The organism is Acinetobacter sp. TW_SC_4 (assembly GCF_054861205.1).
This window is the reverse complement of record NZ_CM142174.1, coordinates 2049175-2069401: the sequence shown is the minus strand read 5'-3', so window position 1 is coordinate 2069401 and position 20227 is coordinate 2049175. Positions and strand designations below refer to the sequence as shown.

Annotated in this window: 18 protein-coding genes; 13 read left to right on the top strand and 5 right to left on the bottom strand. The window is 42.5% G+C overall.

Going from position 1 to position 20227, the window contains the following annotated elements:
- Positions 1 to 124 precede the first annotated feature (124 nt).
- Positions 125 to 1024, top strand: coding sequence for an NUDIX domain-containing protein (locus ACWM1W_RS09860; protein ID WP_375725512.1), 900 nt, complete (start codon positions 125 to 127; stop codon positions 1022 to 1024).
- Between the two features lie 41 nt (positions 1025 to 1065).
- Here ACWM1W_RS09860 and ACWM1W_RS09855 read toward each other — a convergent pair whose 3' ends face one another.
- Positions 1066 to 1614 (bottom strand): tetratricopeptide repeat protein, encoded by a 549-nt coding sequence (locus ACWM1W_RS09855; protein WP_034703724.1) that lies wholly within the window; start codon positions 1612 to 1614, stop codon positions 1066 to 1068.
- Positions 1615 to 1628: 14 nt separating this feature from the next.
- On the bottom strand, positions 1629 to 4019 hold the full coding sequence (mrcB, locus tag ACWM1W_RS09850) for a penicillin-binding protein 1B (protein WP_375725513.1): 2391 nt from the start codon (positions 4017 to 4019) through the stop codon (positions 1629 to 1631).
- Positions 4020 to 4210: 191 nt separating this feature from the next.
- Between mrcB and ACWM1W_RS09845 the strand changes: the two genes are divergently transcribed.
- Positions 4211 to 5149, top strand: coding sequence for an NAD(+) kinase (locus tag ACWM1W_RS09845; RefSeq protein WP_375725514.1), 939 nt, complete (start codon positions 4211 to 4213; stop codon positions 5147 to 5149).
- A gap of 2 nt (positions 5150 to 5151) precedes the next feature.
- On the top strand, positions 5152 to 5424 hold the full coding sequence (locus tag ACWM1W_RS09840) for a YeaC family protein (RefSeq protein WP_004784238.1): 273 nt from the start codon (positions 5152 to 5154) through the stop codon (positions 5422 to 5424).
- A 57-nt stretch (positions 5425 to 5481) separates the two neighbouring features.
- On the opposite strand, the gene ACWM1W_RS09835 is transcribed toward ACWM1W_RS09840, so the two are convergent.
- Positions 5482 to 6483, bottom strand: coding sequence for a glycosyl transferase family protein (locus ACWM1W_RS09835; protein ID WP_375725515.1), 1002 nt, complete (start codon positions 6481 to 6483; stop codon positions 5482 to 5484).
- A gap of 414 nt (positions 6484 to 6897) precedes the next feature.
- Here ACWM1W_RS09835 and ACWM1W_RS09830 point away from each other — a divergent pair, with 414 nt between their 5' ends.
- Positions 6898 to 8241: a dicarboxylate/amino acid:cation symporter gene (locus ACWM1W_RS09830; protein WP_375725516.1), complete on the top strand. Its 1344-nt coding sequence runs from the start codon at positions 6898 to 6900 to the stop codon at positions 8239 to 8241.
- Positions 8242 to 8407: 166 nt separating this feature from the next.
- Positions 8408 to 9550, top strand: coding sequence for an acyl-CoA dehydrogenase family protein (locus ACWM1W_RS09825; protein WP_005236468.1), 1143 nt, complete (start codon positions 8408 to 8410; stop codon positions 9548 to 9550).
- An 83-nt stretch (positions 9551 to 9633) separates the two neighbouring features.
- Here the strand turns inward: ACWM1W_RS09825 and ACWM1W_RS09820 are convergent, their stop codons facing one another.
- On the bottom strand, positions 9634 to 10152 hold the full coding sequence (locus tag ACWM1W_RS09820; protein WP_375725517.1) for a DJ-1/PfpI family protein: 519 nt from the start codon (positions 10150 to 10152) through the stop codon (positions 9634 to 9636).
- A gap of 487 nt (positions 10153 to 10639) precedes the next feature.
- On the opposite strand from ACWM1W_RS09820, the gene pheA reads away from it, so the two are divergent.
- The 5 genes from pheA to ACWM1W_RS09795 all read left to right on the top strand — a co-directional run bounded on the left by pheA (position 10640) and on the right by ACWM1W_RS09795 (position 16156).
- Positions 10640 to 11749 (top strand): prephenate dehydratase, encoded by a 1110-nt coding sequence (pheA, locus tag ACWM1W_RS09815; protein WP_034170724.1) that lies wholly within the window; start codon positions 10640 to 10642, stop codon positions 11747 to 11749.
- Between the two features lie 66 nt (positions 11750 to 11815).
- Positions 11816 to 12907: a histidinol-phosphate transaminase gene (gene hisC / locus ACWM1W_RS09810; RefSeq protein ID WP_034703728.1), complete on the top strand. Its 1092-nt coding sequence runs from the start codon at positions 11816 to 11818 to the stop codon at positions 12905 to 12907.
- A gap of 3 nt (positions 12908 to 12910) precedes the next feature.
- On the top strand, positions 12911 to 15157 hold the full coding sequence (locus tag ACWM1W_RS09805; RefSeq protein WP_375725518.1) for a bifunctional prephenate dehydrogenase/3-phosphoshikimate 1-carboxyvinyltransferase: 2247 nt from the start codon (positions 12911 to 12913) through the stop codon (positions 15155 to 15157).
- A 100-nt stretch (positions 15158 to 15257) separates the two neighbouring features.
- Positions 15258 to 15623, top strand: a complete 366-nt coding sequence (locus tag ACWM1W_RS09800) for a hypothetical protein (protein WP_034170744.1) — start codon at positions 15258 to 15260, stop codon at positions 15621 to 15623.
- A complete protein-coding gene (locus ACWM1W_RS09795) occupies positions 15611 to 16156 on the top strand; it encodes a GNAT family N-acetyltransferase (protein WP_034170721.1) in 546 nt (181 codons plus the stop codon). The genes ACWM1W_RS09800 and ACWM1W_RS09795 overlap by 13 nt, the downstream gene beginning before the upstream one ends.
- A 31-nt stretch (positions 16157 to 16187) precedes the next feature.
- Here ACWM1W_RS09795 and ACWM1W_RS09790 read toward each other — a convergent pair whose 3' ends face one another.
- A complete protein-coding gene (locus ACWM1W_RS09790; RefSeq protein WP_034170720.1) occupies positions 16188 to 16820 on the bottom strand; it encodes an alpha/beta hydrolase in 633 nt (210 codons plus the stop codon).
- Between the two features lie 122 nt (positions 16821 to 16942).
- On the opposite strand from ACWM1W_RS09790, the gene yaaA reads away from it, so the two are divergent.
- From yaaA to ACWM1W_RS09775, 3 genes are all read left to right on the top strand, one after another.
- On the top strand, positions 16943 to 17725 hold the full coding sequence (yaaA, locus tag ACWM1W_RS09785) for a peroxide stress protein YaaA (RefSeq protein ID WP_214002065.1): 783 nt from the start codon (positions 16943 to 16945) through the stop codon (positions 17723 to 17725).
- Between the two features lie 504 nt (positions 17726 to 18229).
- Positions 18230 to 18391, top strand: a complete 162-nt coding sequence (locus tag ACWM1W_RS09780; RefSeq protein WP_227504412.1) for a hypothetical protein — start codon at positions 18230 to 18232, stop codon at positions 18389 to 18391.
- A gap of 440 nt (positions 18392 to 18831) precedes the next feature.
- Positions 18832 to 20154, top strand: a complete 1323-nt coding sequence (locus tag ACWM1W_RS09775) for an NCS2 family permease (protein ID WP_034170718.1) — start codon at positions 18832 to 18834, stop codon at positions 20152 to 20154.
- The last annotated feature ends 73 nt before the right edge of the window (positions 20155 to 20227 follow it).

Here is a 20227-nt window from a genome sequence, read left to right as displayed (position 1 = left end):
GGTGTGTTTTGGATTGATTTAAATGATAATCATTATCGAATAGATCTGTCAACGAATAATTGCTTCATTTATAAAAAACTCTAATTTGCTTACAATCTGTAAAACTTCAATGGTTCAGAACATTATGTCCAAAGCCACAATTCATGTCGCAATCGCTATTTTATTTCATCAAAATCAGGTTCTGGTCGGTTGGCGTGAAGCCAAACAGCATCAGGGCAATAAATATGAGTTTCCAGGCGGAAAACTAGAACAGGGCGAATTGCCTGTAGAGGCATGTCGACGTGAAGTGATTGAAGAAGTCAGAATTGATATTGAGCAATGGCATACCTTTGATTTTATTTCGCATGAATATGAAGATGTCATCGTCAATCTGCATATTTTCCATGCTTCGGTTCAGCCAGAACAATTAGCTGAGATCAAGCAGCCTTGGCGCTGGTATAGCCGGGATGAACTCAGTGAGCTGAACTTTCCTAAAGCGAATCAGGCCATGATTCAAAAGCTACAATGGCCGCGGAAGATCAAAATTTCTGACGACTTAAGTCACCTGAATAATCTGGAAAAAGACCAGATGCTATATTGGCGAGTAATGGCCAGCCCTGAATACATCAGCCAGTTACAACAGATTCCAGTCGATCAGTTATCCAGATTGATCATCAATCAGGGACTTTGGTCACAACTGAATGAATTGCAGCAGCAAACCATTCGTACCATTCACCTGAAACAGTCTCAATTGATGCAACTACAAAAAGGGGAGCTGGCTGGTGGTTATCGTTATCTTGCAGCCTGTCACGATCTGGAAGCATTAAAACATACAGAAAACATAGGCTGTGAAGCAGCTTTACTCAGCCCGGTACTGGCAACAGAAACACATCCTGATACCGCAGCTTTGGGCTGGGAAAAATTTAAACAGATGGCTAAACAGGTACAGATTCCTGTATTTGCCTTAGGTGGTATGAAGGCTGAAGATCTAGACTATGCTCAAAACCAGCATGCTTATGGGATTGCAGGGATCCGTTATGTTTAAGTCAAAAACTTATTATAAATAACTAGGCTCACGTCAGGGCCTTAAAATTTCTTTAAGGCCTGCTGAGCTTGCTGAATGGCTTTGGTGTTTTTTTGCAGTTGAGCTGCTTTCAGGCGTACCTGCCAGAGCTGCTTTTTCATTGCATTGGTTTGCGCATAACTCAAACCACGTAGGGCAAAAGCATCTGCACGGGCCGGCTGGTTTTTACGGTTTGCGATCAGACCAAGATACAGATAAGTTTCTGAGGCTTGAGGTGCCAAACGCTGGGCCTGGACTGCAGAAGTTTCAGCTTGATTATATTGCTGCTTGCTATAAGCCTGCTGAGTTTGCTTCATCAATTTTTTAAATGCAGGTAAGTTACGTCCGTCATCAAATTTTTGTGACTGGGGCTTTTGCTCAGGGATCACAATTTTTTGACGTTTAATCTCTGGTCGATCATAGGGCGTAATCACTACACCATCAGGTGTAGAGGACTTCGGTTTTTGCTGAACCGGAGGTTTGGACGGAGCCGCAGGCTGTTCTGGTTCCGACATGCTTTGGCAGCCCACCAGACCGAGGATGAGCAGACCAGGAATCAATTTTCTTAACATAAACATAGGCTCAATTATTGGCTATAACTTCCACTCGCGATAATACGGGTTTGTTTAGCAACTTCGCGTTCTATTTCTGTTTCACTTTCTTGTATATAACGACTGAGATCATCTTCTTCCTCATCTTCTAGTGAAGGTTCTGAATCAATCGTATAAGGCTCGGTGGCGTAATGTGAGATGCCACAAGCAGTCGCCTGATTTGGTAGAGCATGGCGTGAAATCGGAATATACATGGCACCATCACAGCCTTGGGCAGTCAGTTTACCTGTATAACGGTCCAGCCAGTGCCATTCAATTTCATTAGGCTGAGCCAGATTCACCGGCTTCTGACGTAGCTGTTTCATGACATTGGTCCAGACCGGAAGGGCACCTGAAGAACCGGTTAATCCAGTGACTTTGTTGTCATCCAGACCTAACCAGACCACTGTGATATAATTGCCAGAATAACCTGCAAACCATGAATCACGGGTATCGTTTGTCGTACCCGATTTACCCGCCAGATTCAGGTTACGTGGCAAACTGTTATAAGCAGAACGACCAGTACCACTCGACATGACCTGTTGTAAACCATAATTCAGAGCATAGGCTGATGCTGGATCAATCGTCGGCTGAACACTTAAGCTGTAACGTTCAAGCGAGTGGCCATTCGCATCGACTACAGAACGAATCGATTTCACCGGATATTTAAAGCCACCTGTTGCGAAGTTGCCGTAAATATTCATCACTTCCATCGGTGACATATCTACCGCACCTAAATAAATAGATGGATAATTTGGTATGTCAGAAGTCACACCAAATTTTTGCAAATGGTTAATAAAGGTTGACAGGCCAAATTCCTGTGCCAAACGCACCGCAGACAGGTTATAGGATTGTGATAGGGCAAGAGACATCGGTACTACACCATGTACACTACCGCTATAGTTTTTCGGAGTCCATGGTTTGCCATCACTTTGAATGGTGATCTGACTGTCTTCAATTGGACTGGCCCAGTGGTAACGATTTGATTCTAGCGCTGTCAGATAAATCACCGGTTTGAGTAAAGATCCAACCTGACGTTTGGCATCTAAAGCACGGTTAAAACCGGTAAAGTCCTGAGTAGAGCCTACTGCTGCAACCAGTTCACCATTCTCAGGGTGTGCGACCAGAACAGCGCCTTGCAAATCTTTTAGACGGCCTGGATTGGCTTTGCTTAAACGGGCTACACTTTCCTTAAAGCTGTCTTGAATTCGGGTTTGTGCCAATGGATCTAAGGTGGTGAAAATACGCAGACCCTGGTTGGTTAAATCAGTTTCCTGATATTCGGTACGCAATTGACGGCGAACAATGTCCAGAAAATCCGGGAAGCGGGCAGGGCCCAAAGTTGGCTTGGAAATGACGTTCAGCGGACGGGCAGTTTCTGTTTCATACTGATCTTGGGTCAGATTACCCATTACCAGCATATTATTCAGAACCACATCACGACGTTTTTTCGCAAGTTCAGGATTACGCCATGGGTTGTACAGACTTGGACCTTGTACCAGACCGACTAAAAAGGCCTGTTGAGAAATATTCAGTTCACGTAACGGGAGGCCAAAATAAAATTGTGAAGCAAGACCATAACCATTTACAGAATAGTTGCCATTTTGGCCCAAATTCACTTCATTTAAATAAGCTTCCAGAATCTCATCTTTGCCATAATGTAATTCAATCAGCATCGCCATAAAGGCTTCATTCACCTTACGTTTTAAGGTGCGTTCTGGTGTTAAGTAGAAATTCTTGACCAGCTGCTGGGTGAGGGTTGAACCACCTTGACGCTTACCACCAGTAATATTGCTCACCACTGCACGTGCAATCCCGCGTGGAGATACACCATGGTGATTGTAGAAATTGCGGTCTTCAGTAGCAATTAAAGCATCAATTAACGGTTTAGGCACTTTATTGAGCTTAATTAGCACACGGTCTTCATTATGCTGTGGATAAATACCGCCAATCAATAAAGGTTCCAGACGGGCAATCCCGCTAGAAGAGGGCTTGGTCGCACTTACTTCAGTAATCTGATCGTCATTAAAGCTGACTTTCAATACTTGTTCAGGTTCAACGCGATCGCCAAAGTCAAAGCCACGGGTATGTACATACATGGTATTGCCAGTGCTGACAAAGCTGCCCGATTTGGTATAGCTGTCTGAACCTTTATAACCCAGTAATTTTAATTCTTGTTGGAAATCCTGCTGGCTGACCGGGGCATTTACATACACTTCCATCGGGCGTGCGAAAACCTTGGCCGGAATATCCCAGCGTTGGCCTTCAAATTTTTCACGCACAATATTATCTAATTTAATCAAATAGATACTAAATGCTACAAATGCAGAAATGACTAGAATGGAGAAGATTAAGGCAATGAACCCCATACCTCGTTCAGATTTCATAAATGACGATAAGACCCTGTGAAATTGTGCTAATCATGCGAAGCTTTTCATTATTTTGCAATATTTAATCAATTATTGAGATTAAAATTAAAATTAAACTTCACATTTTCTCCTTAATTTCAATCTATTTCAATTCAATCCTGCATAGCTTTGTCATGTTATAAATTGTCATCCTATTCAAGCTTAATGTTATGATAAGCAGGATTCGAAGCGGAGCGACGACACTGGTGCAAATTTCCCACAAGACATTTCGAAATATCGGGTTGATTGGACGCCCGGATAAATCTTCAGTGGTTGAAACCTTATGCCTGATCCACGATCATCTGCTCAATTTAGGTCTACATCCTGTTTTTGATGCAGATACAGCTGAACTGGTTCCTTATCAGAATACCCAAACAGTTAGCCGTGCCTTATTGGGCGAAGTGGTTGATCTGGTCATTGTGGTAGGTGGGGATGGTTCACTGTTACATGCAGCGCGGGCATTGGTAAAATACAATACGCCAGTGATCGGGGTGAACCGTGGTCGTTTGGGCTTCCTGACTGATATCAAGCCAACTGAAGTCATCTTCAAACTGGATCAGGTATTAAAAGGTGATTTTCAGGTAGAACGCCGTTTCTTATTGGAAATGGAAGTTCGCTCTAAAGGTGAAATCATTTATGACGCGATTGCCCTAAATGATGTGGTCTTACACTCGGGCAAATCGGTACACATGATTGATTTCGAACTGAATATTGATGGACAATATGTCTATCGCCAGCATAGTGATGGCCTGATTGTATCTACACCGACCGGTTCAACAGCCTATGCACTGTCCGGTGGTGGACCGATTGTGCATCCAAGTATGGATGCAATTGTGCTGGTGCCGATGCATCCGCATACCTTGTCTTCACGTCCGATTGTGGTCGGTGGGCATAGTGAAATTAAACTAATGATTCGTGAAAATCGCGTACTGCCGATGGTGAGTGCGGATGGACAACACAGTGTGTCTTTGAATGTTGGCGATAGCGTCCATATTCGTAAGCATCCCTTTAAACTGAATCTTCTGCATCCGCCAGGTTATGACTTCTATAATGCATGTCGAACCAAACTGGGCTGGAATCAGGACTTCGACTATCTTAAGCAGGATTAAATATGAATATTGAACAAATGCTTGCCGTACTCAATCCTGAGATTGTAGAACGCTTAAGAACAGCCATTGAAATTGGCAAGTGGCCGAATGGTGTGGCACTGACTCAGGAGCAGCGTCAGACCTGTATGCAGGCTGTCTATGCCTGGGAAATGAAAAACCTGCCAGAAACCGAACGTAGCGGTTATATCGATCGTGGCACTAAAGAAGAAGGCGAACAATGTGATGATGATCATCACAAAAATGAGCCGGAATTCAAGCCAATCCGTTTCGTTTAATCGGAACCAAAAAAGACCACAGATGTGGTCTTTTTTAATGTTTGTTTTCAGGTCTGATCAAACCGAAAGACGGGTATCCCAAAGCTCTCTGGCTCTTTGCATCGCCGCTTCATAGCTGCCACATTCACCCATGGTATACAGTGCAATGCCCATAGTTTCAACAACAGCGATCTCACCATATTCATGTAAGCGTTGACCTTCCCATACTTGCTTAAACACAGCCATATCCAGCTCTTCTTCAATCGGACTACGGTTGTCAGTCAGTTTTGGTAATTCGTGCTCATAAAGTTCGCCATTCTTAATCCCGCAGATTAAAGTTTTGGCATCCGGGTTACGTTCAAATTCGCCACCTTCACCTTTAATGACTGCACTATTTTGATAACCTAACTTATAAGCAGACTGCTGATGTGAACTACGATAAGCAGGGTGGAAAATAGCCTGTAAAGTCGCTTTGGCATTAAATGGATTAATCAGACGTGCCAGCGTATGAATTGGGGAGCGTAAGCCCATGACATTACGTAGCCCGATCAGCTCAGCCAGAATTGGGGAAATCACCTCCAAAGGCAGGTAAGCAAAATGTTTGTCTTTAAGCTGCTGTTCCACGTCAGCATCATTCTGGCAGATTGGATAGCCTAAGTAGTTAAGTACCTGTTCAGTATACACCCGATTTAAGGTATGGCCCGAAGCACCATGCATCACGATATTATAGCCATGCTTGGCAAGGGTAAGCGCAGCCAGAATGAACCAAGGATAATGTTTGCGTTTGCCTGCATAAGAGGACCAGTCCAGATCAACATCCAGTGCCTTAAAATTCAGCTGGTCCCGGGTCGCCTGCACAAAGCCTGCGAGTTCATCAACAGATTCTTCCTTGACACGTAATAGCATCAGAAAAGCCCCCAGTTGTACGTCCAGCACCTCATTTTTCAGGATCATGCTAAAAGCCTGATAGGCTTCTTCATAGCTTAAAGAACGTGCACCATTTTTTCCCTTGCCAATAATACGAATAAACTGGGCAAAAGGATGTTCGGCATCTTTATAAATATTTCGCTTTGTGGTCATGGGCATAGATCAATCATGTTCATCAAGTATTGGCATATTTTACGCTGATATTGGTATTTCACCTTCTTATTTTGCAGAATTATTATAGTTTTATAAGACTATAGTCTAAGAGGTATTGTTTAGTATTTAGGCAAATTTAACATTTCGGGTTAAACAAAAGTCTAAAAAGCGGTTAAAATTTCACGCAATTCTTGTGTTTGCTTTATCTTCTGATCAATGCACTGACTTTTCTTAAAGATCAGTGTTCCTGTGATTGTTAAATGTACATACACATTCTAATTTCAGTATCAGATTAATTTTTTGATACATAGGCACTTTTTTGTTTCAGACAATGAAGTATTGGACGCTTGTTTTTTAAAAATAAGTGAAAACTGAATATTGCTTCTGGTTAGAAGTATATCGTGAAGTAAGGTTATGGCTAAAAAACCAATTTATAAGTCGCTTTATTTTCAAGTGATTGTAGCCATTATTGCGGGTATCCTCGTCGGACATTTCTCGCCAAGTGGTACACAAATCATTAATGGTGCAGAACAATATGTTCCAGGTTTGGGCGAACAACTGAAGCCGCTGGGTGATGCATTTATCCGTTTAATTAAAATGATCATCGCACCTGTGATTTTCTGTACCGTGGTTAGTGGGATCGCAGGCATGGAGAGTATGAAATCAGTTGGTAAAACTGGTGGTGTCGCTCTACTTTACTTCGAAATCGTGTCAACGATAGCGCTGATCATTGGTCTTCTAGTAATTAATATTGCTAAGCCAGGCGTTGGGATGAATGTTGATCCGGCATCGCTGGACACGGCCGGGATTTCTAAATATGTAGAGTCGGGTGCTTCTCAGTCTACCATTGATTTCTTTATGAATATCATTCCAAATACGGTGGTTGGAGCATTTGCTGAAGGCGAAATCCTGCAAGTCCTTTTATTTGCGATCCTGTTCGGTTTTGCATTACACAAACTGGGTGCACAAGGTAAGCCAGTCCTCAAACTGGTAGATCAGATTTCACATGTGTTCTTTAACATCGTGAACATGATCATGAAACTTGCGCCTATTGGTGCATTTGGTGCGATGGCTTTCACGATCGGTAAATATGGGATCGGTTCTCTGGCGCAATTGGCCCAGTTGATCATCTGCTTCTATATCACCTGTTTGCTGTTCATCTTTATTGTGCTGGGTTCAATTGCTCGTTTTACCGGCTTTAGCATTGTCAAGATGATTCGCCTGATTCGTGAAGAGCTGTTGATTGTACTGGGTACTTCATCGTCTGAATCTGTATTGCCACGTATGCTGAAAAAACTTGAGCTTGCAGGTGCTGAAAAGTCAGTGGTAGGTCTGGTCATTCCAACAGGTTATTCATTCAACTTGGATGGTACTTCGATTTACCTGACAATGGCGGCAATCTTCATTGCACAGGCGACCAATACGCAACTTGATTTGTCTCACCAGATTACCTTGCTTCTCGTATTGCTCATTTCTTCTAAAGGTGCAGCGGGTGTAACAGGTTCAGGCTTTATCGTGATGGCAGCAACCTTAGCGGCTGTAGGTAATATTCCGGTTGCAGGTCTGGCCTTGATTCTCGGTATTGACCGCTTCATGTCTGAAGCTCGTGCCTTGACCAATCTGGTCGGTAACTCTTTGGCAACTCTGGTTGTAGCAAAATGGGTCGGTCAGTTAGACATGGACAAGCTGAACTATGCATTAGCAAATCCGGCTGAAATTGATGAAAAAATGGCGCAGGAAGGCAACAACGCTCATTAAATTCGAGTTCGTCTTGTAGTTCATAAAAAGGAAGCTTCGGCTTCCTTTTTTATTTTTATCTGACTGTGAAGTTAGCGAAAAAATAAGTCAGGCACATGACAGCCTTTCTAAAAATAGTTAGCCTGTGCACAGGAAATAAAACGATAAACACGATAAGGATAAAAGAATGCTGGCTTACGATGCTGACCTGGAACTTTTCCGCGACAATTTCAAACGCTTTATGAATGAACATGTAGCGCCTTACTATGAAGAGTGGGAGCGTGAAGGCATGATGCCGCGTTCGGTCTGGAATGCGATGGGTGAAAATGGCTTCTTATGTGTCGATGTTCCGGAAGAATATGGTGGCTACGGTGTTCCGACCCACTATTCCCTGATGTTAATCGAAGAGTCGGCAAGAGCAGGCTATAGCGCAATTTCAACTGGTCTGTCTTGCCATTCGGATATCGCAGCGCCGTATATCCTGCATATTGGTACTGAAGAACAGAAAAAATACTGGTTACCGAAAATGGTGTCTGGTGAAGTGGTCGGTGCGATTGGCATGACTGAGCCGGGTGCTGGTTCTGATCTGCAAGCCATGCGAACCAATGCCATCTTGCAGGATGACCATTATTTATTGAATGGTTCTAAAACTTTTATCTCTAATGGTCAGCATGCTGACTTAGTCGTATTAGCCGTGAAAACCGATCCGCAAGCACGCGCCAAAGGTGTGTCTTTGATGCTGGTGGATACGCATCTGGAAGGCTTTAAAAAAGGTAAGAATCTGGACAAGATTGGTCTGCATTCACAGGATACTTCAGAGCTGTTCTTCGATAATGTCAAAGTACCGAAAGATCAGTTGCTGGGTCAGCCAGGTCAGGGCTTTGTATACCTAATGCAGGAACTCCCACGTGAACGTACCGCTATTGCTGCTACTGCACTGGGCGCCATTCGTGGCTCGATTGATGTAACGACTCAATATGTCAAAGAGCGTCAGGCCTTTGGTCAGGCGATTGGTCAGTTCCAGAATACCCGTTTTGTACTGGCACAGGCCAAGATTGACGAGCTGGCAACAGCAGCTTTCTATAACCAGAATGTTGAGTTGTATATGCAAGGCAAGCTAGATGTTGAAACTGCAGCAGCGCTAAAGAGCTTCTCAACAGATATGCAGATGAAAGTTGCTGACAATCTGCTTCAGCTCTTTGGTGGTTATGGCTATATGACTGAATATCCGATTTCGCGTTTCTTTGTTGATGCCCGCATTCAAAGGATCTATGGCGGTACCAATGAAATCATGAAAGAAATTGTCGCTCGCGGTCTGCTTGGACGTTAAAACTTAACAGATAAAAAAAAGAGTCCGAAATGGACTCTTTTTTTATGGAAAGAATATTCTTGAAATCTAGATATTTTATTATTTTAAGATTTTAATACATCCAGACATTCATGAATAAAAATTGGCAAATCATTTGGTACTCGAGATGAAATCAGCTGATTATTGTCATTGACTAGTTCGACATCATAATAAGTCGCACCCGCATGTTGTACCCGAGGTGCATGCGCACGGATACTGGTAATGATCCGGTTCTTTAAAACATCAGCTTCACTGAGTAATAAAGATGCGTCACAAAGACTGAAGATGGTCTTTTTGGCCTCATTAAAAGCCTGAATGAAATGTAAGACTCGCGTATCGTTGGCGAGGGATACAGGCGATTCACCGCCCGGAATAAGTAGGCCATCAAAATCATCAATACTGATATGATCAATTCCCCGATCAATGGTTACACTCGACTGGCCATGGAGTCCATGTACGACTTTTCCGGCATGTAGTTCAATATTACAGACACTGTGCTCTGCAGCGAGTAAGGACGCAACAGGCTCAGTATATTCAAGATCTTCAAAATTATTCGTTACAAGTACCGCTATTCTTTTTGGCATTATAGGCACCTCCAATATAGTTTTAAATTAGACTAGCGATTTAAGGTTTAAAAAACGTCTCTGCTTTGTAACTAAATAGTGATTTAGTGTAAAAAATCCAATAAAATCAAAGGAAAATGATCGAAAAAACAGTTTTCTATGTGCATTTTATTGTGAACTGTCACTCAGATTTTAAGTAGTCAAACTAGAGGTATCGAGATAGCTTTATTTTTATTTTCTTATGCTTAAAATCGTTATGTAGATTAAGAAATAGTGATATTTCATCTTGATAGAAATCAGTTAAGATGAGCAGGCAAAGTTTACAATTTGATAATGTAAAACATGCGAAAATGCTGAAAGAAATGTTACCAGATATGACTAAAGCGATGAACGGTTAAAATCAACTCCCTGTTTTTAAGAATTAATCTACTAAATTTATATTGTGTAACATTTGCAGCGCACTAATTGTTATACTGCACAGATAAGGTTTATGAAGGGCGACATCACGATGATCAACGACGATCAAAACACAACGGCTTCTTTAGACTTGGCTAAAATTCGTGAAGATATCGATTCAGTTGATCAACAAATCCAGCAATTGATTAACCGTCGTGCACGTTTGGCTGAGGCTGTAGCAAAAGCAAAATTCGCATCTGAAGAAAATCCGCTGTTTTACCGTCCGGAACGTGAAGCACAGGTTTTGCGCAATGTTATGGAGCGCAATGAAGGACCATTGTCAGATACGACGATGGCACGTCTGTTCCGCGAGATCATGTCGGCTTGTTTGGCGCTTGAAGCACCGCAAAGTATTGCATTCTTGGGACCTGTTGGTACCTACACACATTCAGCAGTATTGAAACATTTTGGTCATGATGCTGTGGTTCGTCCATTACCCACCATTGATGAAGTGTTCCGTGAAGTAGAAGCGGGCAGTGCACATTATGGTCTGGTACCGGTTGAAAACTCCTCTGAAGGGGTAGTGAACCACACTTTAGACTGTTTCAAGACTTCGCATCTGAATGTGATTGGCGAAGTAGAATTACCCATTCATCACCAGTTCCTGATCTCTGAAAATACCCGTAAAGACAGTATTAAGCAGATCTATGCACATCAGCAAACTCTGGCTCAGTGCCGTAAATGGCTGGATGCTCATTATCCAGGTGTAGAACGTGTGGCACTCAGTTCAAATGCTGAAGCTGCGCGCCGTATTCAGAATGAATGGCATTCTGCTGCGATTGCTTCTGAAATTGCTGCGAATATTTATAATCTTGAGATTATGCACAGCAATATTGAGGACAATCCAGAAAACACTACACGCTTCCTGGTAATTGGCCGTGAAAAAGTGCCACAAAGTGGTAATGATAAAACTTCATTACTGGTTTCTGCACATGACCGTGCCGGTGCATTGCTAGAGATTCTGGCTCCATTTGCCAAACACAACATTAGTCTAACCAGTATTGAAACTCGACCTGCACTTCCTGAAAAATGGGCTTATGTATTCTTTATCGATCTTGAAGGTCATATTGAGCAGGAAAATGTTAAAGCTGCGATCGAAGAAATTCGTCCGCTTGTGAAAGAAGTCCGCGTGCTTGGTTCATATCCTGCAGCTGTTTTATAAAAGCAGCCTTTCGTGGTTAGTGCGAGGGTGCTAACCACTGTTTCATCTGTAAATCGGAAGTATAAAATGTCGTTTGTCCCAGCCAATGAAGGCATCTTTAAATTAAAGCCATATCAACCAGGTAAACCGATCAGTGAACTTGAGCGTGAGTTGGGCATCACTGATATCGTGAAACTGGCTTCAAATGAAAACCCGCTGGGCTGTTCAGATAAAGTCAAAGAAGCAGTGGCTGCGGAACTGGCGGAAATTGGCCGTTATCCTGATGGCGGTGGCTTTATCCTGAAAGATCAGATCAAGACACAATTCGGTTTTGATCATGATCAGATTACTTTGGGTAATGGTTCAAACGACTTACTTGAAATATTTGCCCGTGCATTTGTTTCTTCAAGCGATTCTGTGATTTATAGCCAGCACGCATTTGCGGTATATGCATTGGTCACTCAAGCGATTAATGCAGAAGCAATTGAAGTCCCAGCAAAAGGTTTCTCACATGACCTTGAAGCGATGGCGGCTGCGGTGAAAGACAACACTAAGCTGATCTTTATTGCGAACCCGAACAACCCGACAGGCACCTGGTTCGAAGAAGCTGAATTTGAAGCCTTCATGCAGAAAGTGCCAGCGAATGTCATCGTGGTACTGGACGAAGCTTATGTTGAATATTTCCCGGAAAACTTCAACAGCCTGAAATTCCTGAAACAGTATCCAAATCTGATCGTGAGTCGTACGCTGTCTAAGTGCTATGGTCTGGCTGCACTGCGTGTTGGTTTTGCTTTGGCATCTGTTGAAGTAACTGATTACTTGAACCGTATCCGTCAGCCATTTAACGTCAACCATTTAGCGATGGTGGCTGCGGTTGCTGCACTGAAAGACGAAGCATTCATCGAGAAATCTCGTGAAGTAAATAAAGCAGGTATGGCACAGCTAGAAGCTGGCTTCAAAGCTTTGGGCCTAAACTATGTACCTTCACGCGCGAATTTCATCTTGGTCGATGTACAGGCTGATCCAGCGGAAACATTTAACAAGTTGTTGAAAGAAGGTGTGATCGTGCGTCCAGTGGGTATTCCAAACCACTTGCGCGTATCGATTGGTACTGAAGCTGAAAATGCCAAATTCCTTGCTGCATTAGGCAAAGTGCTTGGCTTAGAGGCGAAAGCTTAAGTTATGTTGCAGCCACTGTTTGAAAAAGTTGCCTTTATCGGACTTGGACTGATTGGTTCAAGTCTGGCGCGTATCATCAAGGCTGAGCATTTAGCCAATGACATCGTGGCATCGACCCGCTCACAAAAAACCTTGGAAGATGCCAAGGCACTTGGTCTGATTTCCCACGGCTATGCAGATCCTATAGAAGCCGTTAAAGGAGCAGATCTGGTGGTGCTGGCATTACCTGTTCGTGCTACCCAGAAAGTGCTAGAAACGATCAAGCCTTATTTGTTGGAAAATGCCATTCTGACCGATGTTGGCAGTACCAAAGGCAATGTGGTAGAAGCAGCCAAAGCTGTGTTTGGTGAAAATCTGCCAGCCGGTTTTGTGCCGGGGCATCCAATTGCGGGTGCAGAACATACTGGTGTACATGCGGGTAAGGTGGATCTATTTGCCAATCACAAGGTGATTTTGACACCGTTGCCAAGCAGCGGACAATGGGCGGTCGAGAAGCTGATTCAACTGTGGCAGGCGGCAAAAGCGGAAGTAATTTGTATGGATGTGGAAAAGCACGATGAAGTGCTGGCACATACCAGTCATCTTCCGCATCTGATGGCCTTCAACCTGGTCGAACAACTGGCCAAACGCGAAGACAATCTGGATATTTTTCGTTATGCTGCCGGTGGCTTCCGTGACTTCTCGCGTATTGCCGCCAGTGATCCACAAATGTGGCATGACATCTTTTTTGCCAATAAAAAGGCGATTCTCAATGCCGTGGACGGCTTTGAAGCTCAACTCGCGATTATCCGCAAGCTGATTGAAGATGAAGATTCACAAGCCTTAATGGGCTTGTTGGGGCATGCGCAAGCCGCGCGTCAGCACTTCAATCATATGCTCGCCAAGAAACCTCTCATGGAGAAATATAAAGTGACACAACAATTTACCATTCAACCAGGTGCCAAGACGTTCCAGGGTAAATTTACCGTGCCAGGTGACAAATCTGTGTCACACCGTTCCATCATGTTTGGTGCCATCGCTGAAGGCACAACGCATGTGACGGGTTTTCTTGAAGGTGAAGATGCGCTTGCAACTTTACAAGCCTTCCGTGACATGGGCGTGAGCATCGAAGGCCCGAAAAATGGTGAAGTGACCATTCATGGTGTGGGTATGCAAGGTCTGAAAGCACCGAAGTCTGCGCTTTACATGGGCAACTCGGGTACTTCGATGCGTCTGCTGTCTGGCATGTTGTCAGCGCAAAAATTTGATTCGGTGATGACCGGTGATGCTTCACTGTCTAAACGTCCGATGGAACGTATTGCCAAGCCATTACGTTTGATGGGCGGGCAGATTCAAACTACGGGTGAACGTGGTACACCACCAGTATCGATTACGGGTAATCAAAACCTGAAAGGTATTCAATACGACTTGCCAATGGCATCTGCTCAGGTGAAATCAGGTATTCTGCTGGCGGGTCTTTGGGCGGAAGGTGAAACTTCAGTGACTGAACCTGAACCAACCCGTGACCATACTGAACGTATGTTGCGTGCTTTTGGTTATGAAGTAAAAACTGAAGGCAACCGTATTTCCCTGCAAGGTGGCGGCAAGCTGGTGGGTACTAACATTCAGGTGCCTTCTGATATTTCATCTGCAGCTTTCTTTATGGTCGGTGCAGCGATTACTGAAAATTCAGACGTGACTTTGGAAGCGGTAGGCATTAACCCGACCCGTACTGGTGTGATTGAAATCCTGAAACAGATGGGAGCCGATATCAGCGTTGAAAATGAACGCATCGCTGGCGGTGAACCGATTGCAGACATTCGTATTCGCGGTACACGTACCTTAAAAGGCATTCATATGCCGGAAGACCAAGTGCCACTAGCAATTGATGAATTCCCGGCATTGTTCATTGCTGCTGCATGTGCAGAAGGCCAAACGATTCTAACTGGTGCTGCTGAACTGCGTGTCAAAGAATCGGATCGTATTCAAGTGATGGCAGATGGTCTGAAAACCATGGGCATTGACTGTACGCCAACTGATGATGGCATCATTATCGAAGGTAAAGGTAAGACAGGCGACTGGTCACCAATCTTTACTGGCGGTAAAATTGAATCGCATCATGATCATCGTATTGCCATGAGCTTCTCGATTGCAGGTCTGCGTAACTCAGGTGAAATCAAGATTGTTGGGACTGAAACCGTCGCAACCAGTTTCCCAACCTTCACTGAACTGACTTCTCAAGCTGGTCTGGCGATTGAAGTGACAGAATAATTATAAAATTTACATGAAACAGCCAAGCTTTTGCTTGGCTGTTTTGTTTATATTGGCTTATGCTAAAACCATACAACAAAAAAGCCATTTGGATGTAGCAATGCGAAAATTAAAATTTATGGCCACCCCTCAAAGCCAGGAACAATTACAGGGCAGTCAGCAGACTCAGGAATATGTGGCACATCTGCTGACGGAAGAGCTCGGTAAATATGGCTTTAAAACCTTGGCGCAAAGTGGCGCACAAGTGGCCGTAAGTGTCGATGAACACGAGTTGCCATTATCAGTGAGCTGTGAGACACGAGACCAGGAAGGGCACCTAATTTGTGAAATCGCCTCTTACCCGGATGAAGAACAGGACTGGCTGGACCGGATTACAGAACAAAGTTTATTAAATCAGTTGGCACAAGCTGTTGAAGCATCGTTGAAAGAACAAGAAAGTTTTAGTGAGTTTGAGTGGAAGAACTAGTTCAACAAATGCAAAGTCTTTCGCCTATATTGCAAATTAAATGTCTTGTTTTAGATTATTTTAAGTCATCCGATGCTGCGGAAGCCTATGCCTCGATTACCCCGAGTTTGACCCGTTTTATGGCATGGGATGCACCGGAATCTGAACAGGTATTTGCAACAGTCTGGCAAAACTGGCTAAACAATATGGCTAATCATAAAGAATATATCTTTGTGATTCGCCATATTGAAAGACATGAATTTATCGGATTATGCGGTTTGCATCGACTGCATGATGAAATACCTGAAGTGGGTATCTGGATTCGTGAAAAGGCGCATGGTCATCATTATGGACATGAGGCAGTACGTTGTATTGTGGGCTATGCTTTTAATACATTAGGGATTAAAGTTTTGAGCTATCCGGTAGCAGAAGAAAACTGGGCTAGCCGAAAAATTGCAGAACGTCTGGGTGGGAAAATTTCTAGCCACTTAGATAAACCTAAATATCGGGCTGTAATTTATGAAATTCATGTTAAAGATTTTATTTCTGAATAAAAAACCTCATCATTCGATGAGGTTTTTTTGATTAGCTTAATGCGAGGAAACGGCTCATCGCAATCCGAAGCTGTTTTAAATAACCAGTAAAGAAGTGGTTTGCACCGGGCAAGATCGTGACCAGATGACGTTGAGGCTTGGCCCATTCAATCATGTCGGATAAAAGCGTGACATCATCCGCTTCACCATGAATAAATAAAATATCACCTTTGATCTGTGGAGTAACATAGTGACGTAGGCCAGCTACGGTTGCAGTCGGTAGACCACACAAAATCACTTTTGAAGGTTGCAGTTCAACTGGCAGGGCGGCGTAACACTTGACCATGACATGTGCACCAAAACTGAAACCGCCTGCCAAGAAAGGCAGGCCAATATGTTGGCGACGCGCATATTTAATGACTTCAAGTATATCATCCGTTTCGCCAAAGCCTTCATCATGTAGACCGGCACTTTGACCAGAACCACGGAAACTTGGACGATAGACAACACAACCACGCTCTAAAAACATTTGTGCTAGTAACACTGGAACCTTATGTTGTGGTGTGCCACCTTGTAATGGATGGGGATGACAAACAATCGCGAATCCTTTCACTTCACCCTGAGGATAATCCACAAAAACCTCAAGTTGGCCAGCAGGGCCTGGGAGGAAGATTGGTTCGGACATAGCAAACCGATAAATTGCAGGAGAATTTTCTATTTTAACGATTATGATAAATAAAAACATGAATTGGAATTAAAATAAGTCTACTGATATAGTTTGATTAATCATTTTTTAACCAGGTTGCTATGCTTGCTTTAATTTCTCCAGCCAAGACTCTAGATTACGAAACACCTTTACCTACCGATCAATTTACTCAGGCAAGATTGCTGGAACATTCCCAGGAATTGATAGAAGTTGCCCGCAAGTTATCAGCAACTGAAATTTCCAGCTTAATGAGCGTCAGTGAAAAAATTGCCAATTTGAATGCGGAACGCTTCAGAGACTGGCAGCCGGATTTTGATTTTTCCAATGCTCGTCAGGCAATCTTTGCCTTTAAAGGGGATGTTTATACCGGTCTGGATGCTTACCAATTAAAGCAGGATCAGATTCATTACGCACAGAACCATCTGCGTATGTTATCCGGCCTCTATGGCTTATTGCGTCCGCTGGATCTGATGATGCCTTACCGTTTGGAGATGGGAACCAAATTGACTAACCCACGTGGTGCTCATCTCTACGAGTTCTGGGGACATACCATCACTGACCTGATCAATCATGATCTGGCAGCAGCAGAGTCTGAAATTCTGGTCAATATTGCCTCCGATGAATATTACAAAGCAGTGAAAGAAAGCAAAATTCAGGCTGAAATCATCAAGCCGGTATTTTTAGATCAGAAAAATGGCAAATATAAAGTCATCAGCTTCTATGCCAAGAAAGCTCGTGGTTTAATGGCGCGCTTTATCATTGAAAACCAGATTAAACGAACTGAAGACTTAAAAGCCTTTAATACCGATGGGTATTATTTTGATGCTGAAAGTTCACTAAAAGGTGAGTTGGTATTTAAACGTGATGAGCAGCTGGCTGCTTAAGGTAAAAGATTCACCCAAGACTGAATGAAGAAATTTTCTTAAAAGTCTTGGGTAAATTTAAGTTTAACAATATTAGGTTGAGTTGAATAAAAATTAAAAAATAGGGAAGGAACTTTCAAAATATCATTTATTTAGAAGAATTTTTAACAGGAAATGGATGAATTTTTTAGAAGAAAAGCTAAATAAAATAATGAAAGCTATAGTGAACTTTAAAAGATATTTTTCACTCGATAAATTTATATAGTAAAGATAAATTTCTAAAAAAATAAAAAATAGAATCAATCAATTAATTTCTTTTAATATTAAAAAAATGACTAAAAAATAAAAAAATATGGCTTAAGAAATTATGATTAATTGAATAAGAAGTATAAAAAAATGAAGAATATAAAAACTCTAAATAATTGAAAAAACTGCATTTTATCGGATTATTTGTAAACTATGTCATAATTTTATTGTTATTTTGTTAGCATAATTTCAATACTGTTACATAATTCAACTACAAAAATGAAAATTTATACAATTCCTATTTTTGTGCTGATGGTGGGTTTACTCGGTTATTGTGTTCACCAACAGGCCGAAACAAGAAAACATGAAGAGCTTCATCAGATTCTGAAAGAAGTACAACATTCAACTAAATTGCTGAATGCAAATCGGCCCCGACCTTAATAGATTTGCATAAGCTTTTTGATTAGGGGGTCAGGTAAAAAGATAAAAATAAAATCATAATAAATAAAAGAAAATTTAATAATAATAAAACTGACTTATATTAATTTTTAATAAAATATAAATTCTAAGAAGCAATCAGAAATCAATGTGTTATAATTTGCAAAAGATAAAGTTAGATCAAATTTACTTTAATTAAGTATTTGATTCTAATGATGAAAAAAGCTGCATAGGGGTTATGCAGCTTTTTTGTTTAGATTGTTTTTTGAGTTTTTCTAGCGCAGTTTTCTTACTGTTCGCTATTGAAACATTTTGACCCGCTAAATGGCGAAGCTGGCATATTCGTTGCTAACAGATCCTTAAAATTCATGAAGTTTTCTATAAAATTTCCTGGATTCGGCGGCATGCTTAAAGCATAAAGTTTACTCAATAGGGGCTAGGTCATGACGACTCCTAATCCATCTTCAGAAAATATGCTGGAACGTCTGTTCAAACTGAGTGAAAACAAAACCAGTTTCCGTACAGAAGTTCTGGCAGGTGTAACCACGTTCCTGACAATGTGTTACATCATTATTGTTAATCCGATGATTTTATCCGAAACCGGGATGGATCATGGGGCTGTCTTTGTAGCCACCTGTCTTGCAGCCGCAATTGGCTGTCTGGTAATGGGGCTAATTGCCAATTATCCAATTGCACTTGCGCCGGGTATGGGGCTAAATGCCTTCTTTACCTATTCAGTCTGTCTGGGAATGGGTGTGCCTTGGCAAACTGCATTAGGTGCAGTATTTGTATCAGGTTTGGTTTTCATTGCCATTAGTATGTTCAAAATACGTGAGGCGATTGTCAATGCCATTCCAATGTCTCTCAAACTGGCGATTGGCGGTGGTATTGGCCTGTTCCTGGCTCTGGTAGCACTGAAAAATGCTGGCATCATTGTTGATAATCAAGCGACTTTGGTGGGTCTGGGTGATTTGAAACAGCCAACTGTTATGCTTGCGCTACTTGGCTTCCTGTTAGTGGTGGTAATGCATCACTTCAAAGTACGTGGTGCGATCATTATCAGTATTTTGGTAATCACTGCGATTTCTACTGCTTTAGGTTATAACCAGTTCCAGGGTGTAGTGGGTCAAATTCCTTCACTGGCACCAACCTTCTTGCAAATGGACTTTCAAGGTCTGTTTACAGCTAGCTTGATCGGTGTGATCTTCGTATTCTTCTTGGTCGATCTGTTTGACTCTACTGGTACGCTAGTAGGTGTTTCACATCGTGCAGGTTTGTTAAAAGATGGTAAATTGCCGCGTCTGAAAAAAGCATTATTTGCCGATTCTTCTGCGATTGTTGCAGGTGCTGCTTTGGGTACTTCTTCAACTACACCTTATATTGAGTCATCAGCGGGTGTTGCAGCAGGTGGTCGTACCGGTCTGACTGCAGTTGTGGTGGGCTTGCTGTTCATTGCCTGCCTGTTCCTGGCTCCATTGGCTCAATCTGTACCAGGCTTTGCAACTGCACCAGCATTGCTATTTGTCGGTGTATTGATGATTCAGGGTATTGTCCATATTGAATGGGATGATATTACTGAAGCGGTTCCGGCGTTCCTGACCATTGTATTCATGCCATTTACGTATTCAATTGCAGACGGTATCGCAATGGGTTTTATCAGCTATGCGCTGATTAAACTGCTGACAGGTAAAGCGAATACTGTTCCATACATGGTATGGATCATCGCAGTACTATGGGCATTGAAGTTCTGGATGTTTGGCGGCTAATTTTTGTCGAATATCAAAAGGGTGTAAACTCAGTTTGCACCCTTTTTTATTTTTCTCAGGTTTAATCAGGAGT

Bases quoted from the DNA above. Each gene is read 5' to 3' on its own strand.
- ACWM1W_RS09860 (WP_375725512.1), top strand. From the start codon at position 125: ATGTCCAAAGCCACAATTCATGTCGCAATCGCTATTTTATTTCATCAA.
- ACWM1W_RS09855 (WP_034703724.1), bottom strand. From the start codon at position 1,614: ATGTTAAGAAAATTGATTCCTGGTCTGCTCATCCTCGGTCTGGTGGGC.
- mrcB (WP_375725513.1), bottom strand. From the start codon at position 4,019: ATGAAATCTGAACGAGGTATGGGGTTCATTGCCTTAATCTTCTCCATT.
- ACWM1W_RS09845 (WP_375725514.1), top strand. From the start codon at position 4,211: ATGATAAGCAGGATTCGAAGCGGAGCGACGACACTGGTGCAAATTTCC.
- ACWM1W_RS09840 (WP_004784238.1), top strand. From the start codon at position 5,152: ATGAATATTGAACAAATGCTTGCCGTACTCAATCCTGAGATTGTAGAA.
- ACWM1W_RS09835 (WP_375725515.1), bottom strand. From the start codon at position 6,483: ATGACCACAAAGCGAAATATTTATAAAGATGCCGAACATCCTTTTGCC.
- ACWM1W_RS09830 (WP_375725516.1), top strand. From the start codon at position 6,898: ATGGCTAAAAAACCAATTTATAAGTCGCTTTATTTTCAAGTGATTGTA.
- ACWM1W_RS09825 (WP_005236468.1), top strand. From the start codon at position 8,408: ATGCTGGCTTACGATGCTGACCTGGAACTTTTCCGCGACAATTTCAAA.
- ACWM1W_RS09820 (WP_375725517.1), bottom strand. From the start codon at position 10,152: ATGCCAAAAAGAATAGCGGTACTTGTAACGAATAATTTTGAAGATCTT.
- pheA (WP_034170724.1), top strand. From the start codon at position 10,640: ATGATCAACGACGATCAAAACACAACGGCTTCTTTAGACTTGGCTAAA.
- hisC (WP_034703728.1), top strand. From the start codon at position 11,816: ATGTCGTTTGTCCCAGCCAATGAAGGCATCTTTAAATTAAAGCCATAT.
- ACWM1W_RS09805 (WP_375725518.1), top strand. From the start codon at position 12,911: ATGTTGCAGCCACTGTTTGAAAAAGTTGCCTTTATCGGACTTGGACTG.
- ACWM1W_RS09800 (WP_034170744.1), top strand. From the start codon at position 15,258: ATGCGAAAATTAAAATTTATGGCCACCCCTCAAAGCCAGGAACAATTA.
- ACWM1W_RS09790 (WP_034170720.1), bottom strand. From the start codon at position 16,820: ATGTCCGAACCAATCTTCCTCCCAGGCCCTGCTGGCCAACTTGAGGTT.
- yaaA (WP_214002065.1), top strand. From the start codon at position 16,943: ATGCTTGCTTTAATTTCTCCAGCCAAGACTCTAGATTACGAAACACCT.
- ACWM1W_RS09780 (WP_227504412.1), top strand. From the start codon at position 18,230: ATGAAAATTTATACAATTCCTATTTTTGTGCTGATGGTGGGTTTACTC.
- ACWM1W_RS09775 (WP_034170718.1), top strand. From the start codon at position 18,832: ATGACGACTCCTAATCCATCTTCAGAAAATATGCTGGAACGTCTGTTC.